We start from the raw sequence: 21,889 nt of genomic DNA, 5'->3' as shown, positions 1-21,889 counted from the left end.
GACTTAACCTGTCGGCGCAAGGCCCTATAAACGCGAGAGGGTTTTACGGGAGACTGGGATGACTGCTCTCAAGGGTCGCACGCGGCGTTGGGCCGCTCTCGCCATGGGCGTCGCCGCGGCGGCGGTGCTGGCCGGCTGCACCGGCGAGAAGCAGGAGACGCTGCGAATCTACAACTGGTCGGACTACATCGACCCGGCGCTGATCAAGCAGTTCGAGACCGAGAGCGGCATCAAGGTCCAGTATGACACCTTCGACTCCAACGAGGTGCTCGAGACCAAGGTCCTGACCGGCGGCACCGGCTACGACATCGTCGCCCCGTCCAACCACAACGTGCCGCGCTACATCACCGCAAAGGCGCTCCAGCCTCTGGACTTCGCCAAGCTGCCGGGCCGCACGAACCTGTGGCCCGAGCTGATGGCGCGGATGGAACCGTTCGATCCGGGCGGCAAGTACACCATCCCCTACATGTGGGGCACCATGGGCATCGGCTACAACAAGGCCGAGATCGCCAAACGCCTGCCCGGCGTGAAGATCGACAGCTGGGACGTGGTCTTCAAACCCGAGAACCTGGCCAAGCTGAAGGATTGCGGCGTCTACTTCCTCGACGCGTCCGAGGACATGTACGCGGTCACGCTGAACTACCTGGGCAAGGATCCCAATTCCAAGGCCGTGGCCGACTACGAGGCGGCGACCGACCTGCTGCTGAAACTGCGCCCGTCGGTGACCAAGTTCCACTCGTCCGAGTACATCAACGCCCTGGCCAACGGCGACGCCTGCGTGGCCGTCGGCTACAGCGGCGACATCCTGCAGGCCGCCGACCGCGCCAAGGAAGCCAAGAACGGGGTCGAGGTCGGCTACGCCATTCCCAAGGAAGGCAGCCAGGTCTGGTTCGACGTGTTCGCCATCCCGGCCGACGCGCCGCACCCCGACGCGGCCTACAAGTTCCTGGACTTCATGCTGCGTCCCGAGATCATCGCCAAGGCGTCGAACCACACCGAGTACGCCAACGCCAACGCCGCGGCGACGAAGCTGGTCGACCCGGAACTGCGCGACAATCCCAACGTCTATCCGACGCCGGAGGTGTTCGGCCGGCTCTTCGTGACCACGACCAAGGATCAGGGCCTGCTGCGCGACGTGAACCGCCTCTGGACCAAGGTGATGAACGGCCGATGAGCCGCGCGCCGAAGACGCCGGCCAAGCCGGCCGCCAAGATCGCGAAGCCGGCCAAGCCGGAGGGGCGGCGCCTGAACATCGGCGCCGTCCGCTCGACCTTCGCGCCCTGGAACGATCCCGACGCCACGCCGCTGGTGCGGTTCGAGAGCGTCAGCAAGCGGTTCGGCGAGCAGATCGCCGTCAACGACGTCTCGCTGGACATCTATCCGGGCGAGTTCTTCGCCCTGCTCGGACCGTCGGGCTGCGGCAAGACCACCCTGATGCGGATGCTGGCCGGGTTCGAGAGCACCGACTCCGGCCGCATCACCCTGGCCGGCGAGGACCTGTCCGGCCAGCCGCCGCACCGGCGTCCCGTGAACATGATGTTCCAGAGCTACGCCCTGTTCCCGCACCTGAACGTCGAGCAGAACATCGCCTTCGGCCTCAAGCAGGAGGGCATGCCCAAGGCCGACATCGCCGCGCGGGTCGCCGAGATGCTCGATCTGGTCAAGCTGCAGGGCTTCGCCAAGCGCAAGCCGGACCAGCTGTCGGGCGGCCAGAAGCAGCGCGTCGCCCTGGCTCGCGCCGTCGCCCGCAAGCCGCGCATGCTGCTGCTCGACGAGCCGTTGGGGGCGCTGGACAAGAAGCTGCGCGAGGAGACCCAGTTCGAGCTGATGGACCTGCAGATCGAGCTGGGCGTGACCTTCCTGATCGTGACCCACGACCAGGAAGAGGCCATGGTCATGGCCGACCGGATCGCCGTGATGCGCGAAGGCAGGATCGTCCAGATCGGCCGGCCGGAAGAGGTCTACGAGACGCCCAACAGCCGCTACGTCGCCGAGTTCCTGGGCGACGTGAACCTGTTCGAGGCCAAGGTCGACGCCATCGAGCAGCCGATGGCCCACCTCAACGCGCCGGAATCGCACGCGGGCTTCTATGTGCTCGACGACGACTGCCCCGGTCCCGGCGCGACGGTCTGGCTGGCGGTCCGGCCGGAGAAGATGCGGATCAGCCTCGACCCGCCCCCGGCGGGGGCCAAGAACGTCCTGGCCGGCGAGATCTGGGACATCGGCTACACCGGCGACTGGACCAACTACATCGTCGAACTGCCCGGCGAACGGCTGGTGCGGGTGGCCCGCGCCAACAGCCAGCGCTTCGTCGAGCGGCCGATCGGCTGGGACGACAAGGTCTGGGTCAGCTTCGACCCCGACGCCGGCGTGGTGCTGGAGGAATGAGCGGCCGTCCCCGCTCCCGCGCGGCGATCGTTCCGGCCCTGTGGCTGGGAATCTTCTTCGCCTTCCCGTTCCTGCTGGTGTTCCGGCTGTCGCTGTCGGACACGGCGCTGTAGATCCCGCCCTACGCGCCGCAGATCGACTGGTCGGCCGGGCTCGAGGGGATCAAGGCCTTCTTCGCCGCCCTCGACTTCGACATGTACAAGCGCCTGGGCGAGGATCCGTTCTACCTCCAGGCCTATCTGTCCAGCCTGAAGTTCGCCGCCACGGGGACGGTCCTGGCGCTGCTGGTCGGGTATCCGATGGCCTACGGCATGGCCCGCTGCCGCCCGGGCGTGCGCAGCATCCTGCTGATGCTGGTGATCCTGCCGTTCTGGACCAGCTTCCTGATCCGGGTCTACGCCTGGGTCGGCATCCTCAAGCCCGAGGGGCTGCTGAACGCCTTCCTCAAGCTCATCGGCCTGGGGCCGATGACCCTGCTCTACACCCCGGCGGCGGTGCAGATCGGGCTGGTGTACAGCTACCTGCCGTTCATGGTGCTGCCGCTGTACGCGGCGCTGGAGCGCCAGGACCACACCCTGCTCGAGGCCGCCGCCGATCTCGGATCGCCGCCCTGGAAGAGCTTCTGGCAGGTGACCTTCCCGCTCTCGATTCCCGGCGTGGTGGCCGGCTGCCTGCTGTGCTTCATCCCGATGGTCGGCGAGTTCGTGATCCCCGACCTGCTCGGCGGGCCCGGCTCGCTGATGATCGGCCGCTCGATCTGGATGGAGTTCTTCGCCAACCGCGACTGGCCGTTCGCCAGCGCCGTCGCCATCGTGCTGCTGATCACCCTGGTCCTGCCGATCGTCCTCTACCAGCGCCAACAGGCGCGGGCGCTGGAGGAACGGGCATGAGGCGCGGGCCGTCCTGGTTCAACCTGGTCTCGATCACCCTCGGGTTCGCGTTCCTGTACCTGCCCATCGTCCTGCTGGTGGTCTGGTCGTTCAACGCCAGCAAGCTGGTCACCGTCTGGGGCGGCTTCTCCACCAAGTGGTACGCGGCCCTGCTGCAGGACGACCAGCTGCTCAGCGCCGCCTGGGTGACCATCCGGGTCGGGCTGCTGTCGGCGACCATCGCCACGGTGGTCGGCACCCTGGCGGCGATCGCCCTGGTGCGCGGCGGCCGGTTCCGGGGACGGACCTTCTTTTCCGGCATGGTCTACGCCCCGATGGTCATGCCCGAGGTGATCATGGGCCTGGCCCTGCTGCTGCTGTTCGTGGCGGTGCAGTTCGACCGCGGCTTCTGGACGGTGATGCTGGCCCACACGACCTTCGCCCTGTCCTATGTGGCGGTGGTGGTGCATTCGCGGCTGGTCACCTTCGATCGGCAGCTGGAGGAAGCCGCCCAGGACCTCGGCTGCACGCCGAGCCGCGCCTTCCTGCAGGTGACGCTGCCCAACATCTTCCCGGCCGTGCTGGCCGGCTGGATGCTGGCCTTCACCCTGTCGCTGGACGACCTGGTCATCGCGAGCTTCACCAGCGGACCGGGCGCGACCACCCTGCCGATGCGGATCTACAGCCAGGTCCGCCTCGGGGTGACGCCGGAGATCAACGCGGTCTGCACCCTGCTGATCGCCGTGGTGGCCACCGGGATCATCATCTACTCGCTGGTCGGCAAGTGGCGGGCCTCCGGCGCCCTGGCCAAGCGCTAGGGCGGTCGGCCGGCTGAACACGCCGCCCGACGACGGGGCGCTCGCCGGTTCGCCAAGAGGCGTTTCACGACGACCAGACCGATTGACGCTGTTCCAGGCGCCACGACGGTTGACCGCGGGCCGCTTCTGTCAGAGGAAGCCCCCTCGCCGTCCGCAAGGACAGCAAGGCGTCGCCGGCTTAGCTCAGATGGTAGAGCAGCGGTTTTGTAAACCGAAGGTCGCGGGTTCGATCCCTGCAGCCGGCACCACGCCGTCGCGGGCGTCTTTCACGGACGCCGGCCCTGGCTTTGGACCTCCGCCGCACGCCGCGCCCGCCCTAGGCCCGGGACGTCAGGCTCCAGATCAGGGCGTCGAGGTCGGCGATGAGACGCTTGAGGAACTGAGGCATGGCGGGTTCTCCGCTGCTGTCCAGACTGCGCGTCAACGAGCATGGGGAGATTCGGGTTCCGACAAATCCTGTGCACGGACTTGTGCACGGCCTGTGAGCGGTTCTAGAGCGGGGACATGTCCGATCCGATCCGCATCTATGTCGACGCCGACGCCTGCCCGGTGAAGGACGAGACTTACAAGGTCGCCGCCCGCTACGGCCTGAAGACCTTCGTGGTCAGCAACAGCTTCATGATGGTCCCCGCCTCGCCGCTGATCGAACGGGTGATCGTCGACGCCGGTCCGGATGTCGCCGACGACTGGATCGCCGAGCGCGCGAAGCCGGGCGATGTGGTGGTGACCAACGACATCCCGCTGGCCGACCGCGCGCTGAAGGCTGGGGCGGCGGCGATCAAGCCCAACGGCCAGCCGTTCACGCTCGATTCGATCGGGTCCGCCCTGGCTCAGCGCTCGATCATGGAGCACATCCGCTCCACGGGAGAGATCACCGGCGGGCCGAGGCCGTTCGATCGCGCCGACCGCTCGCGCTTCCTCCAGGCGCTGGACGAAGCGATTCAGAAGAGCCGCCGCGCACGACGCTAGACGCCTCGAAAACCGGTGCTACCCTTTTCGGGCCGGGAAATCCTTCCCGGATGACATGGCCCCGCGCGGCGGCTCGCCGGCGCCGGGCCAGGGGGGTCGTCATGTTCGATCTTATGTTCCAGCCGCTGCGGAAGTACGCCGACTTCCAGGGCCGCGCCCGTCGTTCCGAATACTGGTTCTTCTGGCTCTTCCAGGCGGTGGTCAGCTTCCTGCTCTGCATCGTGGCGATGATCGTCGCCGGCGGCGATCCGCAAAGCGGCGCCGCGACGGCGGTGTACGGCTTGCTCGGGCTGTTTTGCCTGGCCCTGCTGATCCCCAGCCTGGCCGTCGCCTTCCGTCGACTGCACGACACCAACCGCAGCGCCTGGTGGCTGTTCATCGCCCTGGTCCCGTTCGTGGGCGGGCTGGTGCTGTTCATCTTCTACGTGCTGGACGGCACGCCGGGCGACAACCGCTTCGGTCCGGATCCGAAGGGGCGCGGCTGACCCTGTCGACATGGCGGCGCTTCAGGCTAGAAGCGTCGCCATGATCGCCATTCCGCCCCACATCGACCTGGACGAGGACGAGCTGGTCTTCAGCTTCATCCGCGCCTCCGGTCCCGGCGGCCAGAACGTCAACAAGGTGGCCACGGCGGTGCAGATGCGCTTCGACGCGCGGCGTTCGCCGTCGCTGCCCGACGACGTTTCGGCGCGGCTGCAGAAGCTGGCCGGCTCGAAGCTGACCCTGGACGGGGTGATCGTGATCACCGCCAACCGCTTCCGCACGCAGGAGCGCAACCGGGCCGACGCCGTCGAACGGCTGGTCGAGCTGATCGCCAAGGCGGCCGAGCCTCCGCCCCCGCCGCGCAAGAAGACCAAGCCCAGCAAGGCGGCCAAGGCCAAGCGCGTCGACGCCAAGACCCGCCGCGGCGCGATCAAGGCCGGCCGCGGCAAGCCCAGCTTCGGCGACTAGAGACCCTTCCCTGCTCCGACCGTCCCGGCGCAGGCCGGGACCCAGTCGGGAGCTCAGAGGCCCGGGATGGAATTCAGAACGCCACGGCTGAACTGGGCCCCGGCCTTCGCCGGGGAAACGGGATTCTGCGCTCACTTCTCCAGGAAGGCCCCGATATCCGCCGCGACCCGTTCCGGCTCCTCCCAGAAGGGGTTGTGGCCCAGACCCTGGTAGACCTTGACCTGCGCCGCCGGCAGGGCCGCGATCAGGCCCTTGCGGTCACTCTCCAGCATCAGCGTATCCTGGTCGCCCCAGATCAGCAGCGTCGGCGCCTTGAGCATCGGCAGGGTCGACTTCAGGTCCATGCCCAGCATCCCCTGGAAGATCACCGCCTTCCAGACGCCCGCCGGGATCTTCGCCGAATCCTCGCGCTGGCGCTTCATGAAGGCCGGGTCGACCGGCGTCGGCGAATGCCACCAGGCGTGCATGAAGGCCGAGTCCGGGTCGATCGGGTCCTTCAGGGCCAGGATCGGGGTGACGAAGTCCATGCCCTGCGCCTCGCCCGCCGCCTTGCCGGCCGTGGAGGAGATCAGCACCACCTTGCGCGTGCGATCCGGCCAGTACTGAGCGAAGGTCTGGGCGACGATGCTGCCCAGCGAATGGCCGACGACGTCGGCCTTCTCGATCTTCAGATCATCGAGCAGGAGCTTGATGTCATAGGCCAGATCCTGGCGGGTGTAGCAGCACTCCGGCTTCGACGACTGGCCATGCCCGCGCAGGTCGACGACGATCAGGCGGCGCCCCTGCCCAAGGAACGGCGTCACCGGCGCCCAGTCCCGGGCGTTGTCGGTGTAGCCGTGGATCAGGACCGTTGGCCGGCCCTTCGGGTCGCCCAGATCCAGCCAGGCCAGCCGGGTGGCGTTGGGCAGCGCCGCGACCGGCTTCACGCCGTCGAAGGCTCGGGTGTCGACGGGCCTCGGCGCCCCCGCCGGAGCGGCCAGCACGGGACCGGCGAGCAGGGCCAGGGCGATCGCCAGCCCCCTGAAATGATGTGGCGACATGGTTTTCCGTGTGCGTTTCTTTTCCCGGCCGTCAGCATCCGGGATTTCCGCGCCGGTAAGTCAATCAGTCCCGTTGCAACGCCGCGCCACTGGAGTAGCTTCCCGCCAGGTTCGGAACGAGGAAGAAGATGCGTCGGTTTGCGGCTGTGGCGATCGTGATCGGAATGACGGCGGCCCTGGGGGCCTGCACCAAGTCGCCGCAGGAGACGGCCAAGGGCGAAGGCGGATCGACCGCCGCCCCCGCCCCGGTCGATCCGGAGACCGCCAAGATCCTCGCCAGCCTGCCGGCGCCCTACAACACCGCCGACCTGGAGAACGGCCAGCGCAAGTTCGCGCTCTGCCGTTCCTGCCACACCATCACCGAGGGCGGCGCCAACATGACCGGCCCCAACCTGCACGGCGTATTCGGCCGCAAGGCCGGGACCCACGAGAAGTTCCGCTATTCCCAGGCCGTCCTGAACGCCGGCTTCGTCTGGGACGCCGAGCACCTCGACAAGTGGCTGCAGGACCCGCGGGGCTTCCTGCCCGGCAACAGGATGTCCTTCCTCGGCGTGAAGGACGAAAAGGACCGTATCGATCTGATCGCGTATCTGAAGGTGGAAAGCGGCTACAAGCCCGGAGGCTAGGCGGCGATGGGCGAAGACGAAGCCCTGGTGACGCGTCTGTATGAAGCTCTCAACCGCCAGGACGTCGACGCCCTGGTCGCCTTGGTGCACCCCGACGTCGACTGGCAGGACCTGCTCGACGGCGGCCGCCGCCATGGCCCCGAGGCGATGCGCGACTACTGGACCCAGCAGTTCGCGGTCATCCGCCCGGAGGTCTCGCCGATCGCGTTCGAACGCCTGCCGGACGGCCGCTTGGCGGTGCAGGTCTTCATGACCATCGCCAGCATCGAGGGGCGTCCGTGGGAACAGGGCCCCGCCCGCTTCGCCTTCACCCTGGACGGCGGCCTGATCCGCCGGATGGACGCGATCTCGTACTAGACCAGCAGGTCGGCGCAGGCGTCCAGGATGGCCTCGGCGTCCAGGCGGTACTTGGCGTAGAGGTCCGGCAGATCGCCCGACTGGCCGAAACTCTCCATGCCCAGGGCGCGCACCCGCTGGCCACGCACCGAGCCCAGCCAAGACAGCGCCGCCGGCGAGCCGTCGATCACGGTGACCAGCGAAGCCGCCGGCGGCAGGGCGTCGAGCAGCGTCTCGGCCGTGGACCGACGCGCCTCGCCGCCCGTCCAGCGGGCGCGGCCGGCGGCGGTCCAGTCGGCGTGCAGCACGTCGGGCGAGGTCACCGCCAGCAGCCCGGCGCCGGGCTCGTCCTCGAGCAGCTGCTCGAAGGCGTCCAGCGCCTCGGGCGCGATGGCGCCGCTGTAAACCAGCGCCAGACGGGCGTCGGCGGCCGGCTTGCGCAGCCAGTAGCCGCCGGCCACGGCGCCGGCCTTCCAGTCGTCATCGGCGCGGGCCGGCTGGGGGATGACCCGGGTGGACAGGCGCAGATAGGTCGAACCGCCCTGCTCCGCCTGGATGCGCTCGAAGGCGTGGGCCATCAGCACGGCGGTTTCGTCAGCGAAGGCGGGTTCGTAGCTGTCCAGGCCCGGCTGGCTCATCCCGATCAGCGGCGTGCCGATCGACTGGTGGGCGCCGCCCTCGGGGGCCAGGGTCAAGCCGCTGGGCGTGGCGACCAGCAGGAAGCGGGCGTCCTGATAGCAGGCGTAGTTCAGGGCATCGAGGCCGCGGGCGATGAAGGGGTCGTACAGCGTCCCCACCGGGAACAGCCGCTCGCCGAACAGCGGCGCCGACAGGCCCAGCGCCGCAAGGGCGATGAACAGGTTGTTCTCGGCGATGCCCAGCTCGACGTGCTGGCCGGTCTCGGCCATCGACCAGACCTGGGCCGAGGGGATGCGCCGGCTCTTGAAGACGTCCTCGTGCGCCCGGCGGTGGAACACGCCGCGACGGTTCACGAAGCCGCCCAGGTTGGTCGAGACGGTCACGTCCGGCGAGGTGGTGACCACCCGGCCGGCGAACTCGTCCTGGCCCTTGGCGATCTCGAACATCACCTTGCCGAAGGCGGTCTGGGTCGACTGCTCACCCTCGCCCTCGACGGCCTTCAGCAGGGTCTCGGCCGAAGGCGTGGCGACGCGCGGCGCGACCTTGCGGCCGTCGGTCCGGCCGGCGAAGGGCGCGGTCTCGACCAGACGGCGGATCGCGGTCGCCTCGTTGTCGGCGATCCCGCTGAGGACGTCCCATTCCTGGCCGTCCCTGACGCCCAGCCGCTGACGCAGCTCGGCGATCTGCGAGGGGTTCATCAGGCCGGCGTGGTTGTCCTTGTGACCCTGGAACGGCAACCGCCAGCCCTTGACCGTGTAGGCGATGAAGAAGCGAGGCGCGTCGTCCTCGGCGGCGCGGGCGAAGGCCTCCAGCACCGTCTCCATGCAGTGGCCGCCCAGCTCGGTCATCAGCAGGGCCAGGTCCTCGTCGTCGTACGAGGCGATCAATTTCAGCGCCGGCTTGTCGTCGGCCAGGTCGGCGTTCAGCCGCTCGCGCCAGGCCGCCCCGCCCTGGTAGGTCAGGGCCGAGTAGAGGTCGTTGGGCGCGTTCTCGATCCAGGCCTGCAGCGCCGCGCCGCCGGACCTGGCGAAGGCCTCGCGCTGGCGCTTCGACCACTTCAGCGTCTCGACGGTCCAGCCGGCGGCCTCGAAGATCTCGCCGTAGCGGGTGAACATCCGGTCGCTGGTGGTCGCGTCCAGGCTCTGGCGGTTGTAGTCGACGATCCACCAGGTGTTGCGGACGTCGTGTTTGCAGGCCTCGATCAAGGCCTCGTAGATATTGCCCTCGTCCAGCTCGGCGTCGCCCAGCAGCGAGATCATCCGCCCCATGGCGTCGGGCTTCACCGCGCCGCGGGCGGCCAGGTAGTCCTGGGTCAGCGACGCGAAGGCGGTCATGGCCACGCCCAGGCCGACCGAACCGGTCGAGAAGTCGACGTCGTCCTGATCCTTGGTCCGCGACGGATAGGACTGGGCCCCGCCCAGGGCGCGGAAGCGCTGCAGCTGGTCCAGGCTCTGGCGGCCGTACAGGTGCTGGATGGCGTGGAAGACCGGGCTGGCGTGCGGCTTGACCGCGACCCGGTCCTGCGGGCGCAGGGCGGCGAAATAGAGCGCCGTCATCAGGGTGGTCATGCTGGCGCAGCTGGCCTGGTGGCCGCCGACCTTCAGCCCGTCGCGGCTTTCGCGCAGGTGGTTGGCGTTGTGGATCGTCCAGCTGGCGAGCCAGAGAACGCGTTCCTCGATCCGGCGCAGCAGAGCGATATCCTTGCCGCGAACGGCGAAACCGGCGTCGTCCATGTCCACCCTGATCGTCTCGCGGGGCATGACTGCCCTTCGCATCCTGACCGCTTCATAGGCCGGACGCAGGCGGTTCGCCAGCGGGTCTTTTCCGGCCGACACCCCCGTCGTCCTCGCGCCTGTCGCGAGGACCCATGCGTGATGGGCCAAGAGACAAAGGGCGCGGATCGCTCCACGCCCTCCTCGTCGTTCGCCGCGTCCATGGGTCCTCGCGACAGGCGCGAGGATGACGGAAATGGGCGACCCTAGTGCGCCTTGGCCTCGGCGTCGGGGTTGTCCTGTTCGAAGGCCTCGATCTGGCGGGCCGTCCATTCGGGCGACTTCGTGAACCGGGCCAGCAGGTTGTAGAACACCGGCACCACGAACACCGTCAGCATGGTGGCGAAGATCGCCCCGAAGAAGATCGTCACCCCGATGGTCTGGCGGCTGGCCGCGCCCGCCCCCTGCCACAGCATCAGCGGCAGGGCGCCGAAGGCAGCAGTGATCGAGGTCATCACGATCGGGCGCAGGCGCAGGACCGCCGCCTCGATGACCGCGTCGCGGATCGACTTGCCGTCGTCGCGCAGCTGGTTGGCGAACTCGACGATCAGGATGCCGTTCTTGGCCGCGATGCCGATCAGGATGATCAGGCCGATCTGGCTGTAGGTGTTGATCGACTGGCCGGTCAGCAGCAGGCCGAACAGCCCGCCCAGCGCCGCCAGCGGCACGGTCAGCATGATCACCGCCGGGTGGATCCAGCTCTCGAACTGCGCCGCCAGCACCAGGAACACCAGCAACAGGGCCATGCCGAAGGCGAAGCCCACGGCGCCGGAGGCCTCAAGGTAGTCCTTGGCCTGGCCGCCCCAGGTGTAGGTCACCGCGGGGTTCGGGTTCTTGGCCGCCTCGGCCTCCAGGAAGGCGACGGCGTCGGCGACGGTGAAGCCCGGCGACAGCTGGGTGGTCAGGTCGATCGACCGCTGCCGATCGGTGCGCTCGCGGTCCGGGGTGTCGCCACGCAGCCTGGTGGTGACCACCGCCGAGAGCGGCACCAGCTGGCCCGAGCCCGCGCGGACATAGAGGGTGTTCAGGTTCTCCAGGGTCCGACGCTGCTCCAGCTCGGTCTGCAGGATGACGTCGTACTCCTGGCCGGCCTTGATGTAGGTCGTGACCCGGCGAGAGCCGAACATGGTCTCCAGCGCCCGGCCCACGGCCTGGGGCGTCACGCCCAGGGCGGCGGCCCGCTCGCGGTCGATGTCCACCGACAGGCGCGGCGAGGTCGGCTCGTAGTCGAGGCGCGGCCGCGAGAAGCCGGGATGCTGCTGCATGGCGTCGCGGATCGGCGCCAGCCAGCGGGCGATCTCGTCGTAGTCGGCGCCCAGGCCGATCAGGTCGACGTTGGTGCCGCCGCCCTGTCCGCCGCCGCGCTGGAAGGCGCCGCGCACGCTGGCCACGGCGCGAACCGAGGTCAGCCCCTGCAGCGACCTGTTCAGCTCGTCGGCGACCTGGTCCGCGGTCTTGGTCCGCTGGCCCCAATCCTTCATCACCACCACGCCGTTGGCGGTGTTGAACTGCGTGGCCCCGAAGCGCGGGATGCTGAGGATGTAGCGGTCGGCCTGGCCGTCCTCGCGATACCCCTTCATCGCCTGCTCGACCTTGAGGGCCGCCGCCTGGGTGTAGTCGAAGCCCGCCCCTTCCGGCGCGGAGATCTGGATGTCGACGCGGCCGCGATCCTCGGCCGGCACCAGCTCCTGCGGCAGCAGCAGGAACAGCGCCCCGGCCACTCCGGCCAGGACCATCACCACCCCGCCCGCGGCCCAGCCGCCGGCGCGGTGGTCGAGCAGCATCTCCAGCGAGTTGCGGTAACTGTGCTTCACCTTGTCGACCACGTAGTCGACGCGGCGGGCCAGCCAGCCGGAATTGCTGGCCGGCTTGAGCAGCTTGGAGGCCAGCATCGGCGACAGCGACAGGGCGAGGAAGGCCGAGAAGGCGACGGCGGCGGCGATGGCCACGGCCAGTTCGACGAACAGCCGGCCGATGTAGCCCGGCAGGAACATCAGCGGCGCGAACACCGAGATCAGCACGATCGTGGTGGCGATGACCGCGAAGAACACCTGGCGCGCGCCGCGGGTGGCGGCGACGGGCGCGGGCTCGCCGTCCTCGTCCATGCGGCGCTGGATGTTCTCGACCACCACGATGGCGTCGTCGACGACCAGGCCGACGGCCAGCACGAGCGCCAGCAGGGTCAGCAGGTTCAGCGAGAAGCCCAGCGGGGCCAGCACGATGAAGGTCGACAGCAGGCAGATCGGGGCCACCACCGAGGGGATGATCGCCGCCCGCCAGCTGCCCAGGAAGATCAGGTTCACCAGGGCGACCAGGGCGATCGAGATGCCCATGGTGATCCACACCTCGTGGATCGCCTCGGCGGTGAACTTGGAGGAGTCGACGGCGAGGATCAGCTGCGTGCCCGGGGGCAGCGTCTTGTTGATCGTGTCGATCTCCTTCTTCGCCGCCTCCGCGATGGCCAGGTCGTTGGCCTGGGACTGGCGCGTCAGGAACAGGCCGATCTGGTCCTGTCCGTTGCCGCGGAAGACGCGGCGCGGCTCGGCCGCGGCTTCGCCGATGCGGGCGATGTCGCCCAGCCGGGTGATGTAGGCATTGCTGTTGGCCGCGATGGCGGCGGCCGTCAGGTTGGCCGGCTTCACCGGCAGGGTCGCGAAGTCCGACGGCTTGGCGTAGCCGCGGTTGACCCGGATGGTGAAGTCCTTGGCTGTGCTCTCCAGCGCGCCCGCCGGCAGCTCGACGTTCTGGCTGTTCAGCGCCGTCTCGACGTCGTCGACGGTCAGGCCGCGGGCGGCCATCTGGTCGGCGTCCAGCCAGATGCGCATGGCGTAGATCGGGCCGTTCATCCCGACCGTGGCCACGCCGGGGATGGTCGACATCCGCTCGACCAGGAAGCGGTCGGCATAGTCGGCGAGCTGAAGCGGGCTCAGCGTCGTCGACGTCATGTTCAGGATGATGATCGGCGCGGAGTCGGCGTTGGCCTTGGCGATCTGCGGCGGATCGGCCTGGTCGGGCAGCTGGTTGACCACCCGGCTGGCGGCGTCGCGCACGTCGTTCGCCGCCGTCTCCAGGTCGGTGTTCAGCGTGAAGGTGATGTTGATCTGGCTGCGCCCGTCCCGGCTGGACGAGGTGACCCGGTCGATACCCTGGATGCCGGACACCTGGCGCTCGAGCACCTGGGTGATCCGCTCTTCGATGATCTCGGCCGAGGCGCCGCGATAGGTGGTCTGGATCGACACCACCGGCGGATCGACGTTGGGCAGTTCACGGATCGGCAGCGCGAAATAGGCCGCCGCCCCGATGACGACCAGGATGATCGCGGCGACGGCCGCGAAGACGGGACGCTTGACGGACAGGTCCGACAGCATCAGCGGGCCGCCTGCTGTCCGGCGTTGGCGCCGCCCTTGCCGCCGCCGACGCGGACGGCCTGGCCGTTCTGGATGCGGTTGAGGCCGTCGGCCACGATCCGTTCGCCCGGCTTCAGCCCGCCCAGGATCTCGACGAAGCCGTCCTGGGTGACGCCGACCTGGATCGGCTGCTTGCGGGCGACGGAGCCCTCGCCCTTCCGATCAATGACGAAGGCGTAGGCCTGGTCGGCCTCGAACTGGATCGCCGCCTCCGGCACCGCCGGAGCCTGGCGACCGCCGTGAGCGATGGTTACGCGCATCAGCATGCCCGGCTTGATGCGGCCGGCCGGGTTCGGGAACTCGGCCCTGGCGACGATGGCCCGGGTGGCCGGATCGATGCGGCTGTCCAGCTGGGCGATGCGACCGTTGAAGCTCTCGTTCGGCCAGGCGTCGGGCTTGGCGGCGATCGGCGCGCCCTCGGCCAGGACCGGCAGGTAGCGATCGGGAATGTTGAAGTCGACGCGGACGGTCGAGAGGTCGTCCAGCGAGACGATCTTGGCGCCCGGCTGGATCAGGGTCCCCGGCGCCACGTCGGTCAGGCCGACCACGCCCGAGAAGGGCGCGCGGATCACGCGGTCCAGCTTGCGGGAGTCGGCGGCGGCGACGCTCGCCCGGGCGGTCTCCAGCGCCGACAGATACTGCTCGGCCGTGGCGCGCGGCGCGACGCCGCGCTCGGCCAGCTCGCTCCAGCGTTTGTAGTCGCGTTCGGCCTGGGCCAGCCGGGCGCGGGCCTCGATCAGGCCGGCGTCCTGCTCGTTGGCCTTCAGCTCGACCAGAACCTGCCCCTTGGCGACCTGCTGGCCGTCCTGGAAGCGGACGGCCGTGACCAGCTCGGTGGTGTTGGAGGTGATGGTGACCGCCTGACGTCCCTTGGCGGCGCCGAGGACCTCGATGCGGTCGACAAAGGCGTGGTCCGCGACCTGGGTCTGGGACACCGCGGCGGCGCGACCGCCCGGCCCGCCTCCGCCCGCCTTGGGCTTGGCGTCGCCGAACGCGAGCTTGATGCCCCCGCCGACGAGCATAACGACGAGGAAGGCGGCGGCGATGAAGAGGAAGAAGTGCCGACGGATCACTTAAGTACGACTCCCCACGCCGGAGAGACCGGCCCGAACTGACGGCACATATAGAGGCATCATCGACAGCGTAAACCGGATTGACGTGACCACGGGATGACGGGGGATTTCAGTCCTGAAACAATCAGAACGCGCGCCAGAGGCCGAGCGCCGGCCCCTGTTCCGCGGGGCCCGCTCGCCCGGCTAAAGAGAACCGCCAGCCGGCCTGGATGCGCCAGGCCCCGAACCGTCTGACGGCGGAGGTTTCCAGCTTCACCCAGCGGGACCCGACGTCGGCTTCCCCGGCGTAGCTTTGGACCATCAGCAGCCAGTCCGGCGTCGGCTCGACGCCCAGGGTCAGGTCGAGCCGGGTCTCCGCCGAGAGGTCCGCGCGGGCGAGTCGGGCGACCTGCGCCTCGGCGAAGGCCGGCCTCTGGAGGACACGAAACGACCGTCCCGCCAGCACCCGCGCCTCGACATCCGTCCCGCCGACCCCCGGGTCGGCGTAGCCGGCGTTGCGTCCCCTCCCCGCGTCGATCACGCCGACATAGACGCTCACCGCCGTGCGGGCGTCCTGGTAGGCCAGGTAGCGCAGGCCCAGCTCCAGCGGCCCGCGTCCGCCATATCCGCGGCCGTCGTCCTCGCCGTCGATCCAGGCGGCCTTGCCCTGAAGCGTGACCCGCTGGGTGAGGCCGCGCTCGACGTAGAGGCTGAGCATCGTCTCCTCGCGCTCGGCCGCGGGATGGCGATCGCCGTGGATGTCGTAGGCCTCGTCGGATCGGGCCTGTTCGACTTTGAGGATCGCCTGGCTCCGCCCGGGCGGCAGCGGCCAGGCGCCGGCCCAGGCCTCGCCGCAACCGAAAACCGCCGCGAGCCCGAAGCCCGCGGCGGCGAAGGTCCTGCCGAAACGATGGGTTAGACGTCGTACCCCGGCAGCGACCGGTCCAGCTGACGCAGCGCGCCCGGCCAGGCCAGGCCGCCGATCGGCCCCATGCCCCGGCCCGTCTGACTGCGCACCTCCGCCTGGGCCGCCTCGGGCGCGGTCAGCACCCCGTCCCGTCCGGCCGACAGCGCCATGACCTGCTGCTGGCAGGCGCGCTCCAGGTAGAACATTCCGATCCAGCATGCGGCCGCCGTGTTCCCCACCGACAGGGTGCCGTGATTGCGCAGCAGCATCAGCTGCTTGTCGCCGATATCAGCCACCAGACGCTCGCGCTCGTCAAGGTTGAGCGCAATGCCCTCATAGTCATGATAGGCGAGTTGCGGCAGCACGATCAGCGCATGCTGGCTGATCGGCAGCAGGCCGTCCTTCTGGGCCGCGACCGCGACGCCCTGGTCCGAATGCAGGTGCATCACGAACATGGCGTCCTCGCGCGCGGCGTGGATGGCCGAGTGGATGGTGAAGCCCGCCGGATTGATGAAGTACGGCGTCTCCTGCAGCGTGTTGCCGTCCAGGTCGATCTTGACCAGCGAGCTGGCGGTGATCTCCTCGAAGAACATGCCGTAGGGGTTGATCAGGAAGTGGTGCTCAGGCCCCGGAATCCGCGCCGAGATGTGGGTGAAGATCATGTCGTCCCACCCGTGCAGCGCGACCAGGCGATAGAGGGCGGCCAGGTCGACCCGCGCCTGCCACTCCGCCTCGCTGACCTTGCCCTTCAGCGAACCCACGCCGGTCATCGAACCGTCGGCCATCATATCCTCCTCGTATTGTTCTGTCGGCGCGGAGAGTCTGCCCCGATGACGCTGGCGTCAAGCTTTCGAGCGGCTTGCGGAGCGCCGTTCGACCGGCCAAGCTGATCACCGATAACGGACGCGCCAAGACGTCCATGGGAGGGCTTCACATGACCGATCTGACCCGCCGCGGCCTGCTGGCCGTCTCCGCCGCAGCGACCGCCGCGCCGGCCCTCGCCGCTCCGAAGCCGGCGCCGGCCGCCTGGACCGAGGACGCCACCGCGATCGCCGCCCGGATCCGCAAGAAGGAGATCAGCGTCGTCGAGGCGGTCGAGGCCGCGATCCGCCGGGCCGAGACCCTGCAGCCGAAGCTGAACTTCATCGTCAACTCGGACTACGACCGGGCGATCGACGCGGCCAAGAAGGGCGGCCAGACCGGGCCGTTCGCGGGCGTGCCCTTCCTGGTCAAGGACCTGGACGACTACGCCGGCCTGCCGACCCGCTACGGCTCGGCCAGCCGCTACAACCTGGCGGCGGCGACCAGCACCGATCCCTACGTCGCCGGCGCGCTGAAGGCCGGCTTCGTGGTCATCGGCAAATCGGCGACGCCGGAGGCCGGCTACCTGCCGACGACCGAGCCCCTCGCCTACGGCCCGACGCGCAATCCCTGGAATCCTGGTCATTCGAGCGGCGGCTCGTCGGGCGGCGCCGCGGCGGCCGTGGCTTCGGGCGTCGTCGCCATCGCCCACGCCAGCGACGGCGGCGGCTCGATCCGCATCCCCGGATCCTGCTGCGGCCTGTTCGGCTTCAAGCCCTCGCGCGGCCGCCTGGTCGGCAACACCGGCATGCGGGTGGTGGACCTTTCGGTGAACCACGTCGAGACCCACTCCGTGCGCGACTCGGCCGCCATGTTCGCCGCGACGGAACGCGCCGAGGCGGATGCGCCCTACAAGCCCGTCGGCCTGATCACGACGCCGACGAAGCGGAAGCTGCGCATCGGCGTGTTGAGCGCCAGCGGCAACGGCCGCCAGCCCGACGCCGAGGTCCGCGCCGGCCTGGACGGCGCCGTGAAGCTGCTGCAGGCCATGGGCCACCGCGTCTCCGAGACCAAATGGCCAATCGATTCAGCGCGTTTCGGCCAGGACTTCCTGACGCTCTGGTCTGCCGGCGCGGCCATGGACGTCCAGGCGATCGCCAAGCTGATCGGTCGGGCGCCGACCCCGGCCGAGGCCGAACCCTTCTCGCTGGGCATGGCCGAGCTGATCGCCAAGGCGCCGGAAGGCGCCGTCGACGCCGCCATCGGCCGGCTGGCCGGCGACGCCAAGGCCTACGACGGCTGGTTCGCGGACTTCGACGTGATCGTCTCGCCGGTGCTGACCAAGCCGCCCGTGCCGATCGGCTTCGTCTCGGGCGACGTGCCGTTCCAGACCCTGGCCGAGCGGCTGATGGACTATGTCGGCTACACCCCGCTGCACAACGTCGCCGGGGCCCCGGCGATGAGCGTGCCGCTGCACTGGACCAAGGACGGCCTGCCCGTCGGCGTCCAGTTCGCGGCCAAGGCGGGAAACGACGCCCTGCTGTTCGAGCTGGCCTACGCCCTGGAAGCCGCCCAGCCCTGGGCCGGCCGCCGGCCGCCGATCAGCGCCTAGGCGTCCGATCGGAGTCCGGTTTCCGCCAGACGGCGGCGCCCTGCGCCGCCATCTGCTTCCCGGCGCGGGCCGAGGTCGGCCCGTCTGACCGAGGAGGCCCGATGACGACCCAAGACGCCTTGACCGACCTGGAGCTGCTGGAGGTCTCGGCCCTGATCCGCGATCGCGAGGTCTCGCCCCTCGCGTTGACCCAGGCCCTGCTGGCCAGGATCGCGGCGCTCGACCCCGCCTTGAACAGCTACGTCGTCGTCACCGCCGACAGCGCCCTCGCCCAGGCGGCTACGGCGGAGGCCGAGATCGCCGCCGGCCGATGGCGCGGGCCGCTGCACGGCGTGCCGCTGGGCGTGAAGGATCTGTTCTGGACCGTCGAGGCGCCGACGGCGGCCGGCATGCCGCTGCGCCGCGACGCCTGGTCGGGCGATGACGCCACGGTGGTCCGCCGCCTGAAGGCCGCCGGCGCCGTGATCCTCGGCAAGCAGCAGCTCACCGAGGGCGCCTATGCCGACCACCATCCGACCGTGGCCCCGCCGGTGAACCCCTGGAACCCCGACTACTGGACCGGCATCTCGTCGAGCGGGCCCGGCGTCGCGGTCGCGGCCGGCCTCTGTTTCGGAGCGCTGGGCTCGGACACCGGCGGCTCGATCCGCTGGCCCAGCTCGGCCAACGGCGTCACCGGGCTGAAGCCGACCTGGGGCCGGGTCAGCCGCCACGGGGCCGTCGAGCTGGCGGCCAGTCTGGACCATGTCGGGCCCATGGCCCGCAGCGCGGCGGACCTGGCGGTGCTGATGCAGGCGATCGCCGGCCACGACCCGGCCGACCCGACCAGCCGCGCGGAGCCTGTTCCGGCCTATGCCGCCGAGATCGCCGGCGGCGTCCGCGGCCTGCGCATCGGGATCGACCCGCGCTGGAACGCGTCGGGCGCCGATCCAGAGGTGTCGGGCATGATGGCCGAAGCCGCCGCGACCTTCGAAGCTCTTGGCGCGAGGCTTGTCGAAGTCGCCTTCCCCAACACGACCGAAGCCGTCGCCGATTGGGCCCTGATCTGCGCCGTCGAGGCGGCCGTCGCTCACGCCGGAACCTTCCCTTCGCAGCGCGAGGCCTACGGCCCGGTGCTCGCCGCCGTGCTCGACCGGGGGCGACAGGCATCGGCCACGGCTTATCAGGAAGCCCTGTTGCGACGGATGGCGGCGCGCGGCGCGGTCTCGGCCCTGTTCCGCGACATCGACCTGCTGCTGACGCCGGTGCAGCCGTTCGCGCCGCTGACCCTGGCGACCGTCCGGACGCTGGGCGAACAGCCGGAGCTGATCGAGGGCCTGCAGCGGTTCACCGGCGTCTTCGACCTGACGGGACACCCCGCCCTCACCCTGCCCGCCGGCGCGAGCCCGGGCGGCTTGCCGATGGCCGTGCAGCTGGTCGGGTCGGACCTGGCCGAGGCGACGCTGTTGCGCGCCGGGGTCGCCTTCCAGTCGGCGACGAACTGGCATCGCCGTCGACCCGGCGCCCTGGCGAAGGCGGCCTGAGACCATGTCCCGTCCCGCTCTCCCGCTGTTTCCGGGCTGGTTCGTTGTCGCCGGCGCCTTCGCGGTCACCTTCGTCGGCTTCGGCGGCGCCTACACCTTCAGCGCCTTCTTCGAGCCCCTGCGCCAGACCTTCGGCGCGACGCGCGGCTCGGTGTCCCTGGTCTTCTCGATCGCCGGCTTCCTCTACTTCAGCCTGGGCGTGATCAGCGGGCCGCTGGCCGACCGTTTCGGCACACGACGCGTGGCCGCCGCCGGCATGATCCTGCTCGGCGTCGGACTGGCCCTGGCCGGCCTCGCCCGGTCGCTGATCGAGGTCTATCTCGCCTACGGGCTGGGCGTCGGGATCGGCGTGGGACTGGCCTACGTCCCGGCCCTGGGGGCGGTGCAGCGCTGGTTCGACCGCCGTCGCGGCCTGGCCTCGGGCCTGGCGGTCAGCGGCATCGGCGTCGGCACCCTCGCCCTGCCGCCGTTGGCCGCCCTTCTGGTCGAGCAGGTCGGCTGGCGAGCGACCTACCTGCTGCTCGGCGCCGCCTGCGGCCTGATCGGTCTCGGCGCGGCCCTGCTGCTGAGGAACGACCCCGCCGGCCTCGGCTATGCGCCGGACGGCCTTCCCGCCCTGGCCTCGGCGCCGCCGCCCGGCGGCCTCACCGTCAGCGAGGCGGTGCGGACCCGCCGCTTCGCCGGCCTGTACCTCGCCTGCCTGATCTGCGCGTTCGGGGTCTTCACCCCTTTCGTCCACCTGGTCCCCTACGCCATGGACCACGGCGTCCCGGCGGCGCGAGCGGCGCTGCTGCTGGGCGCTATCGGCGTCGGCAGCACGGCCGGCCGCTTCCTGCTCGGCGGGCTGGCCGACCGGCTCGGCCGCGAGACGACCCTGCTGGCCATGGTCGGCGGAGTCGCCGCTTCGCTGGCGGCCTGGGCGCTGCTCGACGGCTTCTGGCCGCTGATGCTGTTCGCCGCCGCCTTCGGGGTCTTCTACGGCGGCTGGGTGGCCCTGTTGCCGGCCCTGGTCATGGACGCGTTCGGCGGCCGCAGCGTCGGCGGGATCATCGGCCTGCTCTACACCAGCGTGGCCCTGGGCACGCTGGTCGGACCGCCGGCCGCCGGCTGGATGTTCGACGCAACCGGCGGCTACCGCCCGGCGATCCTGGCCGCCGCCGCCACCAGCCTCGTCGGACTGATCGTGCTGGCGGCGACCTTCCGGCGACGGAACTAGACCGCCTCGGCCAACAGGGGCGTCATCGCCTCATGGATCCAGCGCCAGGCGTCCGCGGCGGCCGGGTCCCCAGCCTCGCCCCGCAGGACGGCGAGCAGCTGCTGGTAGCGCAGCGACCGGCCGTGATGCTTGCGATACTGGTCCAGGTGCCAGCGCAGGAAGGCCGGGTCCGGGACGCGGTTCATGGCTTTCGCCGAGGCGTCCAGCCAGTCGCGGGCGATGGCCGCCCCTTCGGACGAAGTCGGAGGCAGCCCGCGCCCGATCGCCGCCGTCACCCGGGCCAGGATGGCGTCCGAGGCCTGGGCGTAGGCGGCGGCGTCAAAGTCGCCGGTCCACAGCCTCGCCATCTCGGCCTTCATCTCGGCGACATAGGCCGTGTCGGAGAGGATGGCGGCGAGCTCGGTCCAGGCGTCGATCTGCTCGGGCGTGGGATCGTCCGGCAGGGTCGGGCAGCCGGCCTCGATCATCTGCTGCTTCCAGGTCTCGTCCATGGCGACGTCGCCGGCCGCCTGGTCGTAGAAGCGCTCGAGCAGCGCGCGGAACTGGGTGTTGGAAAGGGTGGTCACGGTCCATAGCCTCCTGAGGTCGGTCTCTTCGGGTCGTTCGACGCGAAGAGTCGCCCGCAGGACGGCGGCGATCCGGCGCTTGGCCGCGATCTCCGCCTCCAGGGCGTCCAGTCTCAGGGACAGGACCTCCTTGAGGGACATCCTCCGGGCCACGATGCGGCGGATCTCGGCCAGCCCGACGCCCGCCCCTCGCAGGGCGCGGATCAGGTCCAGCCGTGCGCGTCGGCCTCGGAATAGAGGCGGTAGCCGCTTTCGGTGCGCGTCGCGGGCGGCAGCAGCCCCTTGTCCGAGTAGAACCTCAGACGCCGGACCGAGACCCCGCTGAGCCTCGAAAGCTCGCCGATCGTGTACATCTCTTCGCTCATGGCCAGGGGCGTACGGCCTCCACAAGGTGGAGGGT

20 protein-coding genes and 1 tRNA gene are annotated in these 21,889 nt (G+C 69.9%); 13 read left to right on the top strand and 8 right to left on the bottom strand.

Annotated features, from left to right (window positions below):
- Window positions 1-58: 58 nt before the first annotated feature.
- The 8 genes from CSW64_RS09010 to arfB all read left to right on the top strand — a co-directional run bounded on the left by CSW64_RS09010 (window position 59) and on the right by arfB (window position 5,995).
- Window positions 59-1,174: a polyamine ABC transporter substrate-binding protein gene (locus CSW64_RS09010; protein ID WP_099621791.1), complete on the top strand. Its 1,116-nt coding sequence runs from the start codon at window positions 59-61 to the stop codon at window positions 1,172-1,174.
- Entirely contained in the window at window positions 1,171-2,388 is a 1,218-nt protein-coding gene (locus CSW64_RS09005) for an ABC transporter ATP-binding protein (protein WP_099621790.1), read from the top strand. The genes CSW64_RS09010 and CSW64_RS09005 overlap by 4 nt, the downstream gene beginning before the upstream one ends.
- Window positions 2,389-2,582: 194 nt before the next feature.
- On the top strand, window positions 2,583-3,278 hold the full coding sequence (locus tag CSW64_RS09000; protein ID WP_216361263.1) for an ABC transporter permease: 696 nt from the start codon (window positions 2,583-2,585) through the stop codon (window positions 3,276-3,278).
- Entirely contained in the window at window positions 3,275-4,075 is an 801-nt protein-coding gene (locus CSW64_RS08995; protein WP_099621789.1) for an ABC transporter permease, read from the top strand. Before CSW64_RS09000 ends, CSW64_RS08995 begins: the two co-directional genes overlap by 4 nt.
- Before the next feature lie 172 nt (window positions 4,076-4,247).
- Window positions 4,248-4,323: transfer RNA gene (locus CSW64_RS08990), tRNA-Thr, on the top strand.
- Window positions 4,324-4,579: 256 nt separating this feature from the next.
- Window positions 4,580-5,044 carry a YaiI/YqxD family protein gene (locus tag CSW64_RS08985; protein ID WP_099621788.1) on the top strand — a complete coding sequence of 155 codons (465 nt, stop codon included), beginning with the start codon at window positions 4,580-4,582 and terminating at the stop codon, window positions 5,042-5,044.
- 101 nt (window positions 5,045-5,145) lie between these two features.
- On the top strand, window positions 5,146-5,529 hold the full coding sequence (locus tag CSW64_RS08980; RefSeq protein WP_099621787.1) for a DUF805 domain-containing protein: 384 nt from the start codon (window positions 5,146-5,148) through the stop codon (window positions 5,527-5,529).
- Between the two features lie 40 nt (window positions 5,530-5,569).
- Window positions 5,570-5,995, top strand: a complete 426-nt coding sequence (gene arfB, locus CSW64_RS08975) for an alternative ribosome rescue aminoacyl-tRNA hydrolase ArfB (RefSeq protein ID WP_099621786.1) — start codon at window positions 5,570-5,572, stop codon at window positions 5,993-5,995.
- 131 nt (window positions 5,996-6,126) lie between these two features.
- Here arfB and CSW64_RS08970 read toward each other — a convergent pair whose 3' ends face one another.
- On the bottom strand, window positions 6,127-7,035 hold the full coding sequence (locus CSW64_RS08970; protein ID WP_099621785.1) for an alpha/beta fold hydrolase: 909 nt from the start codon (window positions 7,033-7,035) through the stop codon (window positions 6,127-6,129).
- A 128-nt stretch (window positions 7,036-7,163) separates the two neighbouring features.
- Between CSW64_RS08970 and CSW64_RS08965 the strand changes: the two genes are divergently transcribed.
- Both CSW64_RS08965 and CSW64_RS08960 read left to right on the top strand, forming a co-directional pair.
- Window positions 7,164-7,661 carry a c-type cytochrome gene (locus tag CSW64_RS08965; RefSeq protein WP_245863877.1) on the top strand — a complete coding sequence of 166 codons (498 nt, stop codon included), beginning with the start codon at window positions 7,164-7,166 and terminating at the stop codon, window positions 7,659-7,661.
- Between the two features lie 6 nt (window positions 7,662-7,667).
- Window positions 7,668-8,018: a nuclear transport factor 2 family protein gene (locus tag CSW64_RS08960; RefSeq protein ID WP_099621784.1), complete on the top strand. Its 351-nt coding sequence runs from the start codon at window positions 7,668-7,670 to the stop codon at window positions 8,016-8,018.
- Here CSW64_RS08960 and CSW64_RS08955 read toward each other — a convergent pair.
- From CSW64_RS08955 to CSW64_RS08935, 5 genes are all read right to left on the bottom strand, one after another.
- On the bottom strand, window positions 8,015-10,369 hold the full coding sequence (locus CSW64_RS08955; RefSeq protein ID WP_099624182.1) for a transketolase-like TK C-terminal-containing protein: 2,355 nt from the start codon (window positions 10,367-10,369) through the stop codon (window positions 8,015-8,017). The genes CSW64_RS08960 and CSW64_RS08955 overlap by 4 nt on opposite strands.
- Before the next feature lie 245 nt (window positions 10,370-10,614).
- On the bottom strand, window positions 10,615-13,776 hold the full coding sequence (locus CSW64_RS08950) for an efflux RND transporter permease subunit (protein WP_099621783.1): 3,162 nt from the start codon (window positions 13,774-13,776) through the stop codon (window positions 10,615-10,617).
- Complete coding sequence (locus CSW64_RS08945) at window positions 13,776-14,888, bottom strand: efflux RND transporter periplasmic adaptor subunit (RefSeq protein WP_150131367.1); 1,113 nt, start codon at window positions 14,886-14,888, stop codon at window positions 13,776-13,778. The genes CSW64_RS08950 and CSW64_RS08945 overlap by 1 nt, the downstream gene beginning before the upstream one ends.
- A gap of 124 nt (window positions 14,889-15,012) precedes the next feature.
- Window positions 15,013-15,585, bottom strand: coding sequence for a hypothetical protein (locus CSW64_RS08940; RefSeq protein ID WP_245863876.1), 573 nt, complete (start codon window positions 15,583-15,585; stop codon window positions 15,013-15,015).
- A 197-nt stretch (window positions 15,586-15,782) separates the two neighbouring features.
- Window positions 15,783-16,559: a class II aldolase/adducin family protein gene (locus tag CSW64_RS08935; protein ID WP_099624179.1), complete on the bottom strand. Its 777-nt coding sequence runs from the start codon at window positions 16,557-16,559 to the stop codon at window positions 15,783-15,785.
- A gap of 149 nt (window positions 16,560-16,708) precedes the next feature.
- Between CSW64_RS08935 and CSW64_RS08930 the strand changes: the two genes are divergently transcribed.
- The 3 genes from CSW64_RS08930 (at window position 16,709) to CSW64_RS08920 (ending at window position 20,923) form a co-directional block, all read left to right on the top strand.
- On the top strand, window positions 16,709-18,187 hold the full coding sequence (locus CSW64_RS08930) for an amidase (RefSeq protein WP_099621782.1): 1,479 nt from the start codon (window positions 16,709-16,711) through the stop codon (window positions 18,185-18,187).
- A gap of 101 nt (window positions 18,188-18,288) precedes the next feature.
- Complete coding sequence (locus CSW64_RS08925) at window positions 18,289-19,707, top strand: amidase (RefSeq protein WP_099621781.1); 1,419 nt, start codon at window positions 18,289-18,291, stop codon at window positions 19,705-19,707.
- 4 nt (window positions 19,708-19,711) lie between these two features.
- Window positions 19,712-20,923: an MFS transporter gene (locus CSW64_RS08920; RefSeq protein ID WP_099621780.1), complete on the top strand. Its 1,212-nt coding sequence runs from the start codon at window positions 19,712-19,714 to the stop codon at window positions 20,921-20,923.
- Here the strand turns inward: CSW64_RS08920 and CSW64_RS08915 are convergent.
- Together CSW64_RS08915 and CSW64_RS22165 are read right to left on the bottom strand one after the other, a co-directional pair.
- A complete protein-coding gene (locus CSW64_RS08915; RefSeq protein WP_216361262.1) occupies window positions 20,920-21,630 on the bottom strand; it encodes a hypothetical protein in 711 nt (236 codons plus the stop codon). The two genes, CSW64_RS08920 and CSW64_RS08915, sit on opposite strands and share 4 nt — an antisense overlap.
- A 62-nt stretch (window positions 21,631-21,692) precedes the next feature.
- The gene (locus CSW64_RS22165) at window positions 21,693-21,854 is read right to left on the bottom strand and encodes a MerR family DNA-binding transcriptional regulator (RefSeq protein WP_216361261.1); all 162 of its coding nucleotides are present in this window, start codon (window positions 21,852-21,854) and stop codon (window positions 21,693-21,695) included.
- Window positions 21,855-21,889 lie beyond the last annotated feature (35 nt).

This window comes from Caulobacter mirabilis, from assembly GCF_002749615.1.
GTDB lineage: Bacteria > Pseudomonadota > Alphaproteobacteria > Caulobacterales > Caulobacteraceae > Caulobacter > Caulobacter mirabilis.
The sequence above is the reverse complement of the archived record's forward strand: the minus strand, read 5'-3'. Positions and strand labels throughout refer to the sequence as shown.

Excerpts from the sequence above, each read along its gene's own strand:
- CSW64_RS09010 (WP_099621791.1), top strand. The coding sequence starts at position 59 with ATGACTGCTCTCAAGGGTCGCACGCGGCGTTGGGCCGCTCTCGCCATG.
- CSW64_RS09005 (WP_099621790.1), top strand. The coding sequence starts at position 1,171 with ATGAGCCGCGCGCCGAAGACGCCGGCCAAGCCGGCCGCCAAGATCGCG.
- CSW64_RS09000 (WP_216361263.1), top strand. The coding sequence starts at position 2,583 with ATGTACAAGCGCCTGGGCGAGGATCCGTTCTACCTCCAGGCCTATCTG.
- CSW64_RS08995 (WP_099621789.1), top strand. The coding sequence starts at position 3,275 with ATGAGGCGCGGGCCGTCCTGGTTCAACCTGGTCTCGATCACCCTCGGG.
- CSW64_RS08985 (WP_099621788.1), top strand. The coding sequence starts at position 4,580 with ATGTCCGATCCGATCCGCATCTATGTCGACGCCGACGCCTGCCCGGTG.
- CSW64_RS08980 (WP_099621787.1), top strand. The coding sequence starts at position 5,146 with ATGTTCGATCTTATGTTCCAGCCGCTGCGGAAGTACGCCGACTTCCAG.
- arfB (WP_099621786.1), top strand. The coding sequence starts at position 5,570 with ATGATCGCCATTCCGCCCCACATCGACCTGGACGAGGACGAGCTGGTC.
- CSW64_RS08970 (WP_099621785.1), bottom strand. The coding sequence starts at position 7,035 with ATGTCGCCACATCATTTCAGGGGGCTGGCGATCGCCCTGGCCCTGCTC.
- CSW64_RS08965 (WP_245863877.1), top strand. The coding sequence starts at position 7,164 with ATGCGTCGGTTTGCGGCTGTGGCGATCGTGATCGGAATGACGGCGGCC.
- CSW64_RS08960 (WP_099621784.1), top strand. The coding sequence starts at position 7,668 with ATGGGCGAAGACGAAGCCCTGGTGACGCGTCTGTATGAAGCTCTCAAC.
- CSW64_RS08955 (WP_099624182.1), bottom strand. The coding sequence starts at position 10,369 with ATGGACGACGCCGGTTTCGCCGTTCGCGGCAAGGATATCGCTCTGCTG.
- CSW64_RS08950 (WP_099621783.1), bottom strand. The coding sequence starts at position 13,776 with ATGCTGTCGGACCTGTCCGTCAAGCGTCCCGTCTTCGCGGCCGTCGCC.
- CSW64_RS08940 (WP_245863876.1), bottom strand. The coding sequence starts at position 15,585 with ATGCTCAGCCTCTACGTCGAGCGCGGCCTCACCCAGCGGGTCACGCTT.
- CSW64_RS08935 (WP_099624179.1), bottom strand. The coding sequence starts at position 16,559 with ATGGCCGACGGTTCGATGACCGGCGTGGGTTCGCTGAAGGGCAAGGTC.
- CSW64_RS08930 (WP_099621782.1), top strand. The coding sequence starts at position 16,709 with ATGACCGATCTGACCCGCCGCGGCCTGCTGGCCGTCTCCGCCGCAGCG.
- CSW64_RS08925 (WP_099621781.1), top strand. The coding sequence starts at position 18,289 with ATGACGACCCAAGACGCCTTGACCGACCTGGAGCTGCTGGAGGTCTCG.
- CSW64_RS08920 (WP_099621780.1), top strand. The coding sequence starts at position 19,712 with ATGTCCCGTCCCGCTCTCCCGCTGTTTCCGGGCTGGTTCGTTGTCGCC.
- CSW64_RS08915 (WP_216361262.1), bottom strand. The coding sequence starts at position 21,630 with ATGTCCCTCAAGGAGGTCCTGTCCCTGAGACTGGACGCCCTGGAGGCG.
- CSW64_RS22165 (WP_216361261.1), bottom strand. The coding sequence starts at position 21,854 with ATGAGCGAAGAGATGTACACGATCGGCGAGCTTTCGAGGCTCAGCGGG.